The 17132-nt window shown below is 33.0% G+C and carries 8 protein-coding genes, 2 tRNA genes and 1 pseudogene; 6 read left to right on the plus strand and 5 right to left on the minus strand.

The genetic code is table 11. The annotated features are described in order from the left end of the window. The 3 genes from MHM83_RS00005 to MHM83_RS00015 form a co-directional block, all read left to right on the plus strand. Nucleotides 1-1382: Ig-like domain-containing protein (locus MHM83_RS00005; RefSeq protein WP_239178075.1), on the plus strand; the 1382-nt coding region annotated here is incomplete at its 5' end. Between the two features lie 10 nt (nt 1383-1392). Beyond that, nucleotides 1393-2313 carry a PorP/SprF family type IX secretion system membrane protein gene (locus MHM83_RS00010; protein ID WP_159617101.1) on the plus strand — a complete coding sequence of 307 codons (921 nt, stop codon included), beginning with the start codon at nt 1393-1395 and terminating at the stop codon, nt 2311-2313. Nucleotides 2314-2325: 12 nt separating this feature from the next. Next, nucleotides 2326-4239 carry an OmpA family protein gene (locus MHM83_RS00015; protein WP_239178076.1) on the plus strand — a complete coding sequence of 638 codons (1914 nt, stop codon included), beginning with the start codon at nt 2326-2328 and terminating at the stop codon, nt 4237-4239. 56 nt (nt 4240-4295) lie between these two features. On the opposite strand, the gene MHM83_RS00020 is transcribed toward MHM83_RS00015, so the two are convergent. The 4 genes from MHM83_RS00020 to MHM83_RS00035 all read right to left on the minus strand — a co-directional run bounded on the left by MHM83_RS00020 (nt 4296) and on the right by MHM83_RS00035 (nt 11243). After that, nucleotides 4296-4368: transfer RNA gene (locus MHM83_RS00020), tRNA-Met, on the minus strand. A 296-nt stretch (nt 4369-4664) separates the two neighbouring features. Beyond that, a complete protein-coding gene (locus tag MHM83_RS00025; RefSeq protein ID WP_159617069.1) occupies nt 4665-5549 on the minus strand; it encodes a PorP/SprF family type IX secretion system membrane protein in 885 nt (294 codons plus the stop codon). Nucleotides 5550-5587: 38 nt separating this feature from the next. Continuing rightward, nucleotides 5588-10732: a gliding motility-associated C-terminal domain-containing protein gene (locus tag MHM83_RS00030; RefSeq protein ID WP_239178077.1), complete on the minus strand. Its 5145-nt coding sequence runs from the start codon at nt 10730-10732 to the stop codon at nt 5588-5590. A 438-nt stretch (nt 10733-11170) separates the two neighbouring features. Beyond that, nucleotides 11171-11243 (minus strand) — tRNA-Met (locus tag MHM83_RS00035). A 132-nt stretch (nt 11244-11375) separates the two neighbouring features. On the opposite strand from MHM83_RS00035, the pseudogene era reads away from it, so the two are divergent. Next, nucleotides 11376-12266 (plus strand): annotated as a pseudogene (gene era, locus MHM83_RS00040) (GTPase Era); the annotation flags it as partial. On the opposite strand, the gene MHM83_RS00045 reads toward era, so the two are convergent. Next, entirely contained in the window at nt 12263-12775 is a 513-nt protein-coding gene (locus tag MHM83_RS00045) for an ABC transporter ATP-binding protein (protein WP_159616506.1), read from the minus strand. The pseudogene era and the gene MHM83_RS00045 overlap by 4 nt on opposite strands. A gap of 104 nt (nt 12776-12879) precedes the next feature. Between MHM83_RS00045 and der the strand changes: the two genes are divergently transcribed. Beyond that, nucleotides 12880-14187, plus strand: coding sequence for a ribosome biogenesis GTPase Der (gene der, locus MHM83_RS00050; RefSeq protein WP_073181950.1), 1308 nt, complete (start codon nt 12880-12882; stop codon nt 14185-14187). 78 nt (nt 14188-14265) lie between these two features. Continuing rightward, a complete protein-coding gene (locus MHM83_RS00055) occupies nt 14266-17040 on the plus strand; it encodes an outer membrane beta-barrel protein (protein ID WP_239178079.1) in 2775 nt (924 codons plus the stop codon). Nucleotides 17041-17132 lie beyond the last annotated feature (92 nt).

Here is a 17132-nt window from a genome sequence, read left to right on the forward strand (position 1 = left end):
ATACCACAGCTCCTACCCTTTCTATTGTTATTGATGACATCACTCCAGACAATATCATTGATGCAGTAGAAGCTGGAACTAACATCCCTGTGACTGGAACTGTAACTGGTGACTTTAATACGGGTGATACTGTAACCTTAATAATCAATGGGAATACCTATACAGGAACGGTAGACGCCAGTGGAAACTACAGTATAAATGTACCAGGATCAGACTTAGCAGCTGATACAGATACGACTGTAGAAGCAAGTGTTACTACTACTGATACTGCTGGAAATACTGCTTCTGCTACTGATACTCACCTGTATAATGTAGATACCACAGCTCCTACCCTTTCTATTGTTATTGATGACATCACTCCAGACAATATCATTGATGCAGTAGAAGCTGGAACTAACATCCCTGTGACTGGAACTGTAACTGGTGACTTTAATACGGGTGACACTGTAACCTTGATAATCAATGGAAATACCTATACAGGAACGGTAGACGCTAGTGGAAACTACAGCATAAATGTTTCAGGCTCAGACTTAGCAGCTGACTCAGACATGACTGTAGAAGCAAGCGTTACTACTACTGATACTGCTGGAAATACTGCTTCTGCTACTGATACTCATTCATACAGTTTACTAGACTCTGATAATGATGGAATTCCTGATATTACCGACATTGATGATGACAATGATGGAATTTTAGATACCGATGAAGGAGATGGCAACATAGATACTGATGAAGACAGTATACCTGATAGTCTTGATACTGATAGTGATAATGATGGAGTTCCAGATGTTATTGAAGGAAATGACGATAATAGTGATGGGATACCTGATAGCCTTCCTTCTGGAAATGACTCAGATGGAGATGGTTTGGATGATACTTATGACACAGATAACGGAGGTACCCCTGTAGACATTCCTGATAATGATGGAGATGGTATTCCAGATTTTCAAGATATTGATGATGACAACGATGGTATTAATACTTCAGATGAAAATCCTGGTGACTCTGACCCAACAACCAACGATGCTCTTGATACCGATGACAATGGTATTCCTGACTATCTGGACCCTAACACAAAACCATGTGGTACTCCCTATAACATCATGACTCCTGGTAGTGATGGTGATAATGATATTTTCTTCATCTCTTGTATAGACAGACCTGAATATAGTAATAATACTGTTGAGATTTTCAACAGATGGGGTAACACTGTATACAAAGCCTCTGGCTATAACAATAAAGACGTTGTTTTTAACGGAACTTCTAATGGAAGAACAACAATTAATGTTGATGAAAAATTACCTTCAGGCACCTATTTCTATGTTATCGATTTAGGTGATGGATCAAAACCAAAAGTAGGCTGGTTATACATTAATAGATAAAAAAAATAATATGAAATTAAAACACCTATACACATTAATATTCTTAATACAAATATTAATAAATGTAAATGCTCAACAAGACCCGCAATATACTCAATATATGTATAACACTATGAGTGTGAACCCTGCATATGCTGGATCAAGCGGACACACTATAGTAAATGCTCTTGCAAGAACTCAATGGGTTGGTATTGAAGGTGCTCCTGACACTCAAACGCTAAGTTTCGATACTCCTCTAGGCTTTAGCGGCGTTGGGTTAGGTATTAACCTTACTAACGATAGAATAGGCCCCGCCAATGAGATTTTTCTGGATATCAATGCTTCTTATACAGTTCGTACCAGTGATGAGGGAAATTTAGCTTTTGGGTTGAAACTTGGAGCAAGACATTTAAACGTTGATTGGAACAAAGGTATTGTTAAGGATCGAGACGATAAAAGTCTAACTGGAAACATTAATAGATTTTTACCAACTATTGGAGCTGGTATTTATTACTATACTTCTAACTGGTATTTGGGAGCAGCTATTCCTAATTTTATTAACACAGATCATTATGATGACTCTAATAATGGAGGTGATGTCGCAAAAGAACGAATACACTTGTTTTTAATTGGTGGATATGTATTTGATTTAAACGAAAGTATTAAGTTTAAGCCCGCATTTTTAACAAAAGTTGTAAATGGTGCACCTTTATCCCTAGATGTATCAGCTAATTTCCTTTTCAATGAAAAATTTACAGCAGGTATAGCTTGGAGGTGGGATGATTCTATTAGTGCTTTGATAGGACTTCAAGCTTCTAGAAATTTACACATAGGGTTAGCCTACGATCTCACTACCTCTAATTACAGCAACTACAATTCTGGAACCTATGAATTAATGATTAAATGGGAAATATTCAAAGAGCTAGCAATGAAGTCTCCTAGATTCTTTTAAATTATAAATAAAATGAAAAAAGCAATACATTTTTTACTTATAATAGTATTTATACCAATAACCATTAATAGCCAACGAAAGTATGCTGCTAATAGATATTTTGAAGAGTTTTCTTATAAAAAATCTGCTGAATTATATCAATCCATATACAACAAAGGAGATAATTCTTATACTGTATTAAGTAGATTAGGAGATTCTTACTACTTTAATTTTAAATATGTTATGGCAGAAAAAAACTATCAAGAGTTAATGAAACTATACGAAAATTCTGCTAAACCTAAACATATATTTAGATATGCCCAAGTTTTAAAAACTAATGGTAAAATAAAAGAATCTGACAAGTGGCTATTAAAATTAAACAAAAACGATAGTCGTGTGAAGGCTTTAGAAGAAAACACTAATTATTTTGTTGAATACTCTAATCGAGAAAAGACATATATAAACATCCACAACCTATCTAGCAACACTTCTTATTCAGACTTTGGTGGATACATTTATGATAATCATTTATATTTTTCTTCTACCCAACCCAAAACAGAAAAAGGTAAAAAACTCTATCGATGGAATAAGCAACCATATTTAAACATTTATAAAGCAAAACAAAATAACGATTCTATTAAAGTTTTGGATGTGGGTAAACCTATCATTCTTGAAGAATTAAGCTCTAAATATCACGAATCAAATATTGTTGTTTCTAAAGATGGAAAAACAGCTTACTTCACCAGAGATAACTTTGATGGCAAGCGATTAATAGGAGATAAAAATAATATTTCTCACCTTAAAATTTATAAAGCTACTAAAAAAGGAAACTTTTGGGGAGATATAAAAGAACTACCTTTTAATAGTAATAGTTTTTCTTGCGGACATCCTGCCCTTAGTCCTGACGAAAAAATACTTTATTTTGTTTCTGATATGCCAAATGGCTACGGAGATACCGATATTTATAAAATAGCAATTTTAGAAAACGATATCTATGGAAAACCTGAAAATCTGGGCAAAACTATTAATACAGAAAGCAAAGAAATGTTTCCTTTTATAGGGAATGATAATGTTTTATATTTTTCTTCTGATGGACATATTGGCTTAGGAGGTTTAGATGTTTTTGAGGCAAAAATCACTAGTAACTCTTATACAAAACCAGTAAATTTAGGAAGTCCTGTTAATGGTCCTTTTGATGATTTTGCTTTCATTATTAACGACAAGCATACTCAAGGCTACTTTTCTTCCAACAGAAAAGAAGGTAAGGGAAATGATGATATTTATAGTTTTAAAATATACGATTGTAAAGAAAATATTAAAGGAGTTATTTCAGACTCAAAAACAGGAAACCCTATTCCCAATGCTACCGTTCAGCTTATAAACAAACAAGGAGAACCCATTTTTACTAAAACAACTAATAAAGATGGTAGTTATTTATTTGAAAAAATAGATTGTGAAAAGAATTTTGTAGTCGTTGCTTCAAAAAAAGATTATAGAAACTCTCAAAAAAACACAAAAACACTAGACATTAACAAAAGATTAATTACTGAGAACATCCAACTTGAATCTTTAATAAAAGATGATCAAATCATTATAAACCCTATTTACTTTGATTTTGATTTATATAATATTCGTGAAGATGCCGAATACGAGTTAGAACATATCGTTTCTGTCTTAAAAGACAACCCTGATATAAGTTTAAGAATTGAGTCTCATACCGATAGTAGAGGATCGCGAACATATAACAAATTATTATCAGACAAAAGAGCCAAATCTACAAGAGACTATATATTATCAAGAGATATTTCTCCAAAAAGGATTAAAAGTGCTGTTGGTTACGGAGAAGAACAGTTATTAAACAATTGTAATGATATAAATCAAAATAAGTGCACCGAACAAGAACATCAACAAAACAGAAGGTCTTATTTTTATATAGAAAAAAAATAATCTATTATTCTAATAAAAAGCAAAGGCTTTCAATTAAATTGAAAGCCTTTGCTTAGTAGCGGGAACAGGACTCGAACCTGTGACCTTCGGGTTATGAGCCCGACGAGCTACCTACTGCTCTATCCCGCGATTTGGGATTGCAAATATACATTTTATTCTCTGTTTTATCCAAATAAAAGTTAATAATTCTTGATTTTAATCTTTTTAACGCCGTAAAGAGTCATTTATGACTAGATTACTTATAAACCAAAGATGAAAATATTAATATAATAATTACAAAAACGTTTTATAAACTCGTTTATAAAACGTTTTTGTATGTATTCAAATAATCTAAAAAGTTAACTCTATCCTTATTAAATCAACCTTCATTTTTTTTAGCTTTATATCCTTAATTCATAATACTAACTATTGAATTTAGAATCTTATTAAAACTTGAACTTAAATACAAATTCATGTGAACCATTACTGTAGGTTGATATATCGTTAATAGCATGTTCATAAGCATATCCTAGTTTAAATTCTTTAATAAACTTAAATAGTAATAGTCCGCTAAACGATTCTTTTAATCTATGTGACACACCAAACTCTACTTTATCAAAAAGGCCAATCATTGCAGTAGCATCAAACGACAAAGGTACACCTGATACGTAACGCATCATAAATGATGGAGTAATAGTTAGTTTAGAGTCATTTTCTAAACTGAATGTATAACCTCCTGCTAAGTATATGTGTGGCTTATCGGAAGCACTAGTTACAACATTCCCCTCTTTCTCATAACGCTTACTTTGTAATAATACAGGCACCGATAAACTTGCGTAATAGTTCTTACCCTTTAAATAAGCTCCAGCACCAAAATTCGGATTAAATCTACTTATATTTTCATTAAAAAGAGGGTCATTAATATTCAACGATTGTAAATCTACATTAATAAATGTTCCACCTCCTTTTAAGCCCAAGAATAAATCCATCGATTCTGATATTTGTAACTTGTACGAAAAATCGATATACACATCTGTCTCTTTGGCTACTGAAAACTTATCATTTACCAAAGACAATCCTGAACCTAAATTCTTACCTAAAGGTGAGGAAATAGATAAAGTTTGGGTTGAGGGTGCATCTTTAATACCAACCCATTGACCACGTATTAACATAGTTGCGTCTAACACATTTTGTGAACCCGCGAAAGCAGGGTTTATAATATTCATATTTAATTGATACATCGTAAAAGATGGATCTTGCTGTGCCTTAGCATTTAGTGATAGAACAAAAATAAGGCTAGTAATTATATATTTTATATGAGTGAATTTCATTTCTTTAATTTTCAAATTAATATTTTCTTTTTCAATTATTAATAATTAATATATAGCCATCCTTGTACTGGTGGGTAGTCCGAATCATTCAAATTAATGATATAATAGTAAGCACCTACAGGTAGTTTTGTACTACTCCCTCCTCTTTGATTTGAAGTAGCACTCCAGTTGTTTTGATAGCCCTTTGATTCATATACACGTTCTCCCCAACGGTTAAAAACTTGTATATTACTATTAGGAAACTTCTCAATGTTTTCAATTACCCAAGTATCGTTTTGTCCATCTCCGTTTGGTGAGAAGCCTTTTGGTGAGACCACCTGCCTTGTATCACAAGCGTCTGATATACCGTCATTATCTTCGTCTGGCGCTGTAAAAGTTACTCTAGCTGTTCCCGTAGCTGTGTTTCCGCTGTTGTCAATTACAGTTAAGGTAACTGTTGTTGGAGTTGATAAATCTGGGCATTGAAATGTTGTGGTGTCTAACGACATATTTGCAACTCCACTACATGCATCACTACTACCATTATCTACTTGTTGAGCTGTAATAGTCGCCTCCCCGTTGGCGTCTAATGCTACTGTAATATCTCGTGTTACTACTGTTGGCGCATCCGTTTCTACAACCGTTACCGTAGCCGTACCTGTTGATGTATTACCCTGGTCATCAGTTACTGTTAAGGTTACTGTGTTCGTTCCTAAATTTGAACAATCAAAAGTTGTCTTGTCTAAACCTATAGAGGCTATTGAACAGTTATCGGTACTGTTATCATTAACATCTGATATTGTAATTGAACCTTGACCGTTACTTAAAGTTACCGTTACATCTTTAGTATTTACTGTTGGCACCATGATATCTTCTACAGTTACTATTGCCATTGCTGTTTCACTAGCACCACCATCGGTTGCTGTTAAGGTCACCGTGTTGGTTCCGATGTTTGAACAATCAAAAGTTGTCTTATCTAAACTTAAGGTCGGATTAGAATTACACCCACTTCCTGAACCGTTATCTACATCACTTGGTTGAATCGTTACACTTCCGCTAGCGTCTAATTGTACAGTAATGTTTTGTGTTACTACCGCTAATGGGGCACTTGGATTTGCTGTAACCGTTACTTGAGCTGTTGCAGTTGCACTATTACCTGATGCATCTGTTACCGTTAATGTAACAGTATTATTACCTACTTCTGAACAACTAAATGTTGTTACGTCTAAACTGTAAGTCAAATCAGTAGCACTAGTACAGTTATCTGAAGAACCATTGTTAATCTGTGTTGGGGCAATACTTACTTGATTATTTGCACCCAACTGAACTGATATGTCTTGTGTTACTACTGTGGGTACAATAGTATCCTCTACTGTTACTGTTGCAGCTGCTGTACTTGTATTGTTGTTTACATCTACCACTGTTAATAGAACTTGGTTTACTCCTATGTTTGAACAATCGAATGTTGTTTTGTCTAAACTCATTGATGCGATTGAACAATTATCAGTACTGCCGTTGTCAATTTGCTGTGGGGTAATCGTTCCATTACCTCTAGCGTCTAATTGTACTGTTAAATTTTGAGTTGTTACTGTTGGTAAAATATTATCTTCTACAGTTACTACAGCACTTACTGTTGCGGTGTTTATTCCATCTGTTGCTGTTAATACTACATTGTTTGTTCCTACGTTTGAACAATTAAAACTTGTAATATCTAAACTTAATGTGGGGTTTGAATTACATCCACTTCCTGAACCATTATCTACATCTTGTGGCGTAATTGTTGCACTTCCGTCTGTTGCTAAATATACAGTAATATTTTTTGCAACTGCTTGTAATGTAGCATTTGGATTTGCGTTTACTGTTACAACGGCTGATTCATTAGTTGTATTTCCAATAGCATCTCTTACTTGCACATTAATTGTATTTGTTCCTAAATTACTACAATCAAACGTTGTTTTACTTAAAACTGTTGTTAAGTTTGTTGATGATGTACAGTTATCAATTGCTGTATCTAAAACATCTGATGCTGTTATTGTTGCTTGATTATTCGCATCTAAATTAATGGTAACATTTTTAGTTGCTACTACTGGTGCGATGTTATCTTGAACTATTACAGTTGCTGTTGCAGTATTGGTATTCCCTGCAGTATCCTCTACTGTTAAGGTCACCGTATTTGGTGTTGCCGTATCATTACAATCAAACGTTGTTTTATCTAAACTCATTGATGCTATTGAACAGTTATCGGTACTTCCGTTATCAATTTGCTGTGGAGTAATACTTGCATTTCCGTTAGCATCTAACTGAACCGTTAAGTTTTGTGTTTTTACCGTTGGCTTTACGTTTTCTTTTACAGTAATTGTTTTTAATGCTGATGCCGTATTTCCTACACTAGAATTATTAACATCAAAAGCTACATTTTCAGGAACTTTTAATGTAATTGGTGTTCCTACGCATGTATTTGTTGGTGTTACTTTAAATGTGTATTCATTTGCATTTACTGTCGTAAAATTACTTAATGTTGCTCCTGTTGCCTGAATATCATTTAAAGTAAAGCCTGTAACTCCTCTTTGTGAGTTAAATTCTACTGTTGCAGAAAAATCTCCAGCAGTTGTGTTTCCTTGTGGAAGTCCTGTAATATAAGGTGTTGGACGTGGAATTACACTAAAATTAGCCGTTACATTAGTGTCTGCATTTAACACCACTGTAGCCGTTGTTCCGTTTGGAGCTGTAGCAGGACTTGGTGATATTACCCAATTATCAAACTGATAACCCGAATTTGGTGTAGCTGTTAAAGTTACACTTGTTCCGTCTAAATACATGCCGTTTGCTGAAGGTTGAGGATTTGCTGTTACTGTACCATTAGTAGAAGTAATTGTTAAATCTCTATACACTGGTGCCGTTGCCCCGTATTCATAACATCCCATATCCACAATTGTATTATGAATTCTTGAATTTCCAAGTAAATCAATTGTAACTCCTGTTGGAATTTTAGAGTTATCTCCTGTGTTAAGAGCTGGTGAAAATTGAGATGATATTGTAAAATCATTTATCATACTTGTAAAATAAGGGTCACTATTTTGAACATTTGTTGTTGCTGTAATACTACTATCAGAAAAATCTCCAATAGAATTAAAAACATTAAGTGAGGTTACAGGGTTTTGGTAAAAGTCTGTAACCGCTCTTGTAGTATTTCCTCCTGATGTTTCGTTAGCCCAAAAAATACAATTTGACACCTTGGCTCTCATAATTCCTGTTGCTCCAGTGTTTTGTGAAATTCCTACAACACCGTGTGTAGTCGCATTAAGGTTTTGACCTGTTCCTAAATCTTCATTATTCGCAAAAGTATTGTTTACAATATCTAAATTACAATCTGTAGTATTTCCAACCATTCTAAACCAAGCAGCACTACCGCTTAATCCTTGAAGAGAAGAGGCTAAATCTCCTGTTATATTGTTGACAAATAAATTATTAACAAATACAATATCTACATTAGTATTATCTCTTATCATACTATATGCTCCTGCTCCCCAACGAGCCATATTGTTTTTAAATTGGCAATTTTCAACAGTTAATCTTCCTCGAGACGAAGCGTTTCTGTTGTTTAAATTCATCTCTGCAAAAAGACCCGCCGCTTCTTTTCTTGAAACATTATCTTCTATAATACAATTTTTTAAGGTAAATTTTGCTACGGTTTTTTCTTTTATAATTGCTCCACCGGGTTCTGTAGCATTTCTATTAGTATGTGCATCACTAATGGTTAATCCGTCTAAAACTACATCGTTAGCCGTTGCTTCAATTTTTACGATATGATAACTGTTGTCATTTTTTCTTGTTGAGTTATTGTAATTATCAATATAAGTTGCTTGGTTAGTATCATTCCCTTGTAAATCTCCTGATAAAACAGTTGTGTTTTGCCCTAAAACACGTTGACCTATAAGGTTTTCTGTTCCTGCAAAACCTCCGTAAATTTTAGTTCCTGTTTTTGTAATTCTAAAAGTAGCATCTCTGTTAGAAGCGTGGGGTTTATATATTCCACCTGCTACCCAAATCTGCTCGTTGTCGTTGGTATATCTTATAGCATCTTGCAAATCGGTATAGGCATTTACCCAAGATGAACCGCTGTTATCTCCTGTTGCATTGTCTTTTACATAAATTCTCCCTCGTGTTCTAAATCGTTTTCTAAGTGACCAACCTGAAATACTTGAAGCACTACAATTTTTTCTGATATAAACATCATAATTTTGCGAAGGGTCTAAACCTGAAAGTGTATGTGCTGTGGTAACTCCTTGTACAATTGTTGCTGATGAAAAAGAGTCAGACGATTTGTGATACGCAATATCGCAAAGACCATTACCGATTGTATTGGTAATTTCTGCGGAAGTATTGCTTATTGAACTTGTATTTATGGTAAAATCATTAAGGGTAGGTGAAAAACAAAAACCTTGTAATAAACCTTGTATTTCAGCTACGGTTAACCATCTGTTATAAATATAGATATCATCAATAATATCATTATATTTATAGATGTTTGCTACCGAATTATTTCTATTATTCCCAATAGCAAATTGTCCGCCTGTATTTAATCCTGTAACTGAACCTGTTGTAGAAAGATTTCTATCATCGTTATCAACCATAACACCATCAATCCATAATCTTGCTTCTGAAAATTTATTCGATTGCCCTTGCTTTCTTCCTGTTCTAAACATAGCCACAACGTGATGCCAATTACCATCTGCAATAAAGCCACTTACAGCTGTTCTATACTCGGTTGTTCCTCCTATAACTCTTGATTGTGCTACTATTTTACCTCTTTGCAACATAATGGTAACTCCTGTTTCATAAGCGTTAGCGTAGTTATGAGGTGTTGCTGTTGTGTTTTTACTATCATCTATAATAACTTTAAAATTAGTATCATTGGTAGTTGTTTTTACCCAAAACGCAAAAGTAGGATATCCAGTATTGATATCTGCCCCTACTAAATGACTTGTGTTTAATTGAATGGCATCATTTGCCCCTGAACTATTAAACCTATCGGCAATTACTACTGAAGTTGTTCCTACTGGGGTTAGGTTGTTTGTTCCACCTATATCGGTTGTATTACCGTCGGTAAAATTGTAGCCTACCAATAAACCATTAGTCGGTACCGTTTGTGAAAAAGCTACTGTTACTACTAGCAATAAGAGCCAAAGTAATTTTTGTTTCATAATTCATATATTTTAATTTATAAAACAAAAAAAATGTTTAATCTTCAGATGCTACAAATGATTTTATGAATATCAAATCGGTTTTGTAGATGGAGTTATCAGTTAAATTTTAACTAGTGATGTAACCTAATTAAATCTCGGTTAAACTAGTAAAATCTAAAATATCTGATACCATTTATATTTTATCTTGTAATTTTTATCGAAAATAGAAGGAGTATCTGTAATAGTTCTGAATTATCTTCGTAAGATTTAAATTTGTAATAGCCTACGTGGGGACTTCTTTTTCGTTATTTTAAAGAACCACTCGCAGTCTTTTATTTTAATAGATATATTTATTCTTGCTTTGATTAATAATTACTTTTTACTTAAATTTTTTGCATTATGGAATAAATAATATACAAAAAAAGGTTTTCAATTAAATTGAAAACCTTTGCTTAGTAGCGGGAACAGGACTCGAACCTGTGACCTTCGGGTTATGAGCCCGACGAGCTACCTACTGCTCTATCCCGCGATTTGCGGTTGCAAATATACATCCTTTTTCTTGTTATCACCAAATAAAAAAGCATTTATTTTCCATATAAATATATTTCTCTAAATAACAAGCATCTAAAAAAATAAATACTTCTTACACAAAACAACCTATCTTTGCATCATGACACATAAAGCAGGATTTGTAAATATTATTGGAAACCCAAATGTTGGGAAATCTACCTTGATGAACACACTAGTTGGTGAAAAACTATCTATCATCACTTCAAAAGCGCAAACTACTAGACATCGTATTTTGGGGATTGTTAATGGAGACGATTATCAAATTGTTTTTTCGGATACACCAGGAATCATAAAACCAGCATATGAGTTGCAAGAATCTATGATGGATTTTGTAAAATCTGCCTTTGAAGATGCCGATGTTCTTATTTACATGGTAGAAGTCGGTGAAACAGCTCTTAAGAACGAAGCTTTTTTCAACAAAATAATCAACAGCAAAATTCCAGTAATTTTGCTGTTAAACAAAGTTGATAAATCAACTCAAGAAGAGGTTGAAGCTAAAATTGAATACTGGAAAAAGAAGGTTCCAAATTCTTTTGTGTATGTAATTTCTGCTCTTGAAAACTTTAATGTAGATACCGTTTTTTATAAAATTATTGAGCTTTTACCAGATTCTCCTCCTTTTTACCCAAAAGATCAGTTAACCGATAGACCTGAACGCTTTTTTGTGAATGAAAAAATTCGTGAAAAAATTCTTCAACATTATAAAAAGGAAATCCCTTATTCTGTAGAAGTTGAAACTGAAAGCTTTGTTGAAGAAGATAATATTATAAAGATCCGTTCTGTTATTATGGTAGAACGTGAAACACAAAAAGGAATTATCATCGGACACAAAGGAAGTGCAATCAAACGTGTTGGAACTGAAGCCCGCAAAGACCTTCAGCAATTTTTTGATAAAAAGGTTTTTTTAGATTTACATGTAAAAATCAATAAAAACTGGCGCTCTAACGAACGTCAATTAAAACGATTTGGATACAAAGACTAGCCTCTTTTTATTGTTCGTAATAACTGTTTCGTATACTCTTTCAATTCATCCATTTGTTTTTTTCCTGTTGATTTCCCTAGGCTTCCTAACAAGTATAAAGCAACCCATACAATAGGCAAAACAACCAGCATTACTATAGGCAGCATCGTTATTTTTTTTAATGACCAATTGCTGTAAGCTATAATGGCAAAAATCACAAAAGCTGTTCCCACCAAAAAGTGTAAAAACATGAAAAAAGTCCACACTTGAGGTTTGGGACCAAACAAACCTTTTATATTTGATGAAGTTTCTGAAACCTCTTCTATTTCAATATGCAATTGCGGTGACCATAAATGCGATTCCTTCTCAGGTACATCAATAACCACATGATTATCTACAACCTTCATTTTGTACTTAGAAACATCGTTTAAATGCTTCTTTATTTCTTCTAACAAAACCTGAGAATTTATTTCATACTCTAATTGAAAACGAGGTTTTAAAAAAATCTGGTTGTATAATTTATCATCCATTAAATAAAATATTAGGTGCCAACAATATAGCAAAAACTATATACTATCTAAAAAACATTACAAATCATATACTAAATTGTATCTTTGCACAAATTTTTTGCAAAATGAGTATTATTGCGATTGTAGGAAGACCAAATGTAGGTAAATCCACTTTATTTAACCGATTAGTAAAACGTCGTGAAGCTATTGTTGATTCTGTTAGTGGAGTTACAAGAGATCGTCACTACGGAAAATCTGAATGGAACGGAAAAGAATTTTCTGTAATTGATACTGGTGGTTATATTGTTGGATCTGATGATATTTTTGAAGGAGAAATACGTAAACAAGTTCAGTTAGCTATTGATGAAGCTGATATTATTGTTTTTGTAGTTGATGTTGAACAAGGTATTACCCCTATGGATGCTGAGGTTGCCAAAATTTTACGTCAGGTTGAAAAACCATTATTTATGGCTGTAAACAAAGTTGACAATGCAATGCGTGATGCTGATGCTGTTGAGTTTTACAACCTTGGATTAGGAGACTATTACACTATTTCTTCCATTAACGGAAGCGGAACAGGAGAGTTATTGGACGCTATTGCAGAAGAAATTCCTGAACCTGAAGAAGATGAAGAAAAACAAGACGAATTGCCTCGTTTTGCTGTAGTTGGACGTCCAAACGCAGGAAAATCATCGTTTATTAATGCTTTAATTGGAGAAGACAGAAATATTGTAACCAATATTGCAGGAACCACACGAGATTCTATTGATACAAAATACAATCGTTTTGGATTTGAATTCAACTTAGTCGATACCGCTGGAATTAGAAAAAAATCGAAAGTAAAAGAAGACTTAGAATTCTATTCAGTAATGCGTGCTGTACGTGCTGTTGAGCATTGTGATGTTGCGGTATTGGTTATTGATGCAACTCGTGGATTTGAAGGACAAGATGAAAAGATTTTTTGGTTAGCAGAGAAAAACAGAAAAGGTATTGTTATTTTAGTAAATAAATGGGATTTAGTTGAAAAAGAAACCAATACTATGCGTGATTTTGAAGCTAAAGTTCGTCAGGCAATTGCTCCTTTTACAGATGTTCCTATTGTCTTTATTTCTGCATTAACCAAGCAACGTATTTTTAAAGCTATTGAAACTGCTGTTGAAGTTTTTGAAAATAGAAAACGTCGCATTCAAACAAGTAAGTTAAACGAAACGATGTTAGAGATTATGGAGCATAATCCTCCTCCAGCAACGAAAGGTAAATTCATAAAAATAAAGTACTGTATGCAGTTGCCAACACACACTCCTCAGTTTGCTTTCTTTGCTAATTTACCTCAATATATTAGAGATCCTTACAAGCGTTATATTGAAAATCAGTTACGCGAACATTATAACTTTAATGGAGTACCTATTAGTATTTATTTCAGACAGAAATAAGTTTAACAATATTTAACTCTTAGAAAGTAGTTTTTTCTTTTTATTTGTAGCTCTTTGAAAATCATTTTGCTATAAACAATGAAAAAACTACTTTTTATTTTTACCTTATTACTTACCAGTTCAATTTTTGCTCAATCTTATCCGTTTAAAATTACTGGTACTATTAACTCTGAAAAAGATAAAACTGCTATTGAGGCAGCAACAATTCATCTTGAGAGAGCTAAAGACAGCTCAATTATTACTTACACCATTTCTAATGAAAAAGGAAAATTCTCTTTAGAAGGAAAATCTTTTAGTAAGGGTGTAAAACTCTTTATTTCTTACGTTGGTATGGATAGTTACTCTAAATTTATAGAGCTAGACAAAACCTCTAATCTCAATTTAGATACAATTTTTTTAAAAGAAGAAAGTAATGTTCTTAGTGAAGTAGTTATACAATCACGAGCTCCAATTACTGTTAAAAAAGACACTTTAGAATTTAATGTTAAATCTTTTAAAACTAAAAAAGATGCCAATGTTGAAGATCTTTTAAAGAAACTTCCTGGTGTTGAAGTAGATGAAAATGGAAAAATTACTGTAAACGGGAAAGAAGTCAATAAAATTTTGGTTAATGGTAAACCTTTCTTTGGAAATGATCCTAGTATTACCACTAAAAATTTAACAAAAGATATTATTGAAAAAGTTCAAATAACAGATACCAAATCTAAATCTGAAGCTTTTACTGGTGAAAAAGGAAATGCAAATAACAAAACTATAAACCTTACCATAAAAAAAGAAAATAATAAAGGTTGGTTTGGTAGAGTATCTGGTGGCGCTGGAACCGACAAACGCTTTGAAGGAGCTGCGATGGTAAACCGTTTTGATAACAATCAACGATTTAGCATATTAGCCAGCACAAACAATATCAATTCTCCAGGTTTTAGCTTTGGAGAAATTCAAAAAATGTTTGGAGGAGGTGGTAATATTTGGATAGGTGGAAATGGTAGTTTTAATGTTAATGGAAGAAGTTTTGGAGGCGGTAGCGGTATTATAAAATCAAAAACTGCTGGTGCAACCTATGCTGATGAATTTGGTAAAGGTTTAGATGTAAACGCAAACTATTTTTACTCAGGAAGTAATTCAAACAACGAATCGAAAAGTAATAGAGAGTACACACTTCCTGATAGGAAGTATTTTTCCAACTCTACTACTACTTCTGACGATGAAAATCACAATCATAGTTTTGATACAGAGTTTGACATTGAAATAGATTCTACTCTTTTAATTAATATTAGACCTAACTTCGTTTTTAATAAGCGTGAAGGTAGTAGCCGTAGACAAGAACAATCTTTAGACGAAGGTAATACACTTACGAATAGCTACGTGAGTTCAGCCTATTCTAAAGCAACAGCAAACAATTTTCAAAACAGATTAGATATTACTAAAAAAATTGGAGCTAAAGGTTCCTTTATTAAAGCCTCTATAACTAACAGTATTGATAAAACAGATACCGAAGAATTTAACAAGTCTATAATTGAAACTTTCGGAAATAATGCTAGCACAGAAAATAGAGACCAAAAAAGCATTATTGAAAATAACTTAACAGGACTTTCCTCACGTCTAACCTATCGTTTTCCTCTAATTGCTAAGAAATTATTTTTAGATACTAAGTATAGTTATCAACGTGATGAACGAAAAAACCAAGAAAACACTTTTGATTTTAACTCAACAACACAACAGTACAGTGACTTTAATACTGAATTGAGTTCTGACTTTACATATAATGATATTACTAAAACCCCTTCAGTAGATTTAGTGTATAGATCTAAAAAGTGGCGTTTAAATTTTGGTACTGGTTTTGTTAACAGAACCTTAGAAAACAATGATAAATTGCGCCCTGAATTAAGCTTAAAAAAAGAATACAATAATTTAGATTTAGATGCTGGTTTCAGATATAGATTTGACTCCAAAGCCTCTATTTACTTTGATTATCGTTTAAACAATAATGCTCCCAGCATTAATCAAGTTCAACCTTTTTCTGATGTGACCAACCCTTCCAATATTGTTACCGGTAATCCAAATTTAAAACCAGCTCAAAATCACAGAGCATATATTAATTTTAACAAGTTTAACTGGCAAGCTCGTACTGGTTTTTGGTTTTATATAAGTGGTACTCTTTATGAAAATCAAGTAATAACAAACACCTCTATTGACGATAATTTGGTCAGAAAAACCTCTTATGAAAACAATGATGGGGGTTATGATTTATGGGGTGGTGGTAGCTATACAAAAAAAATAAAACTAGACTCCATTTCTAGTATTAAATTTAAAGCTGGTGGAAACATTGGTTCCAATAAAAACTTTAATATCTTAAATAACATAAAAGAAGGAGCTAAAACAACTTCGTTAACCCCTAATTTTGGAATCACATTAGAGTGGGACAAACTGGCTTCTATAGAAACACAGTATCGTATTTCTTTTTCAAATACTAAATACGACGTTAACACTGATCAAAATCAAGACTTCACTAGACATTCTGTTAATATAAGAACAAAAACAAACATCCCAAAAAAGTTAGAATGGTTAAATGACATTCGTTACACATACAACCCTAACGTAATTGGATTTAATAAAGCTGCTTGGTTTTGGAATGCTACATTAGCTTATTCTATTTTAAAAGATCAAGGTACTATTAGCTTAAAAGCATATGATTTATTAAATCAAAACACCAACGCTCAACGTAGAGCAACCTCAAACTACATAGAAGATTCCGAAAGCACCGTATTGCAACAATATTTTATGCTTGGGTTTAGTTGGAAATTTAATAGTTTAGGTAAAAAAGGTAAAATACAAAACTACGATTTCCGTTTTTAAATCTCCATTCAAAAGAACTATAAATCCCTTATCAAAAACTGGTCAGGGATTTTTTATTTTTTACTCCCATACCTAAGCATTATATTTAACAT

It is taken from the genome of Tenacibaculum sp. Mcav3-52, from assembly GCF_022347665.1.
GTDB lineage: Bacteria > Bacteroidota > Bacteroidia > Flavobacteriales > Flavobacteriaceae > Polaribacter > Polaribacter mesophilus.

Bases quoted from the DNA above. Each gene is read 5' to 3' on its own strand.
- MHM83_RS00010 (WP_159617101.1), top strand. From the start codon at position 1,393: ATGAAATTAAAACACCTATACACATTAATATTCTTAATACAAATATTA.
- MHM83_RS00055 (WP_239178079.1), top strand. From the start codon at position 14,266: ATGAAAAAACTACTTTTTATTTTTACCTTATTACTTACCAGTTCAATT.
- MHM83_RS00045 (WP_159616506.1), bottom strand. From the start codon at position 12,775: ATGGATGATAAATTATACAACCAGATTTTTTTAAAACCTCGTTTTCAA.
- MHM83_RS00025 (WP_159617069.1), bottom strand. From the start codon at position 5,549: ATGAAATTCACTCATATAAAATATATAATTACTAGCCTTATTTTTGTT.
- MHM83_RS00015 (WP_239178076.1), top strand. From the start codon at position 2,326: ATGAAAAAAGCAATACATTTTTTACTTATAATAGTATTTATACCAATA.
- der (WP_073181950.1), top strand. From the start codon at position 12,880: ATGAGTATTATTGCGATTGTAGGAAGACCAAATGTAGGTAAATCCACT.
- MHM83_RS00030 (WP_239178077.1), bottom strand. From the start codon at position 10,732: ATGAAACAAAAATTACTTTGGCTCTTATTGCTAGTAGTAACAGTAGCT.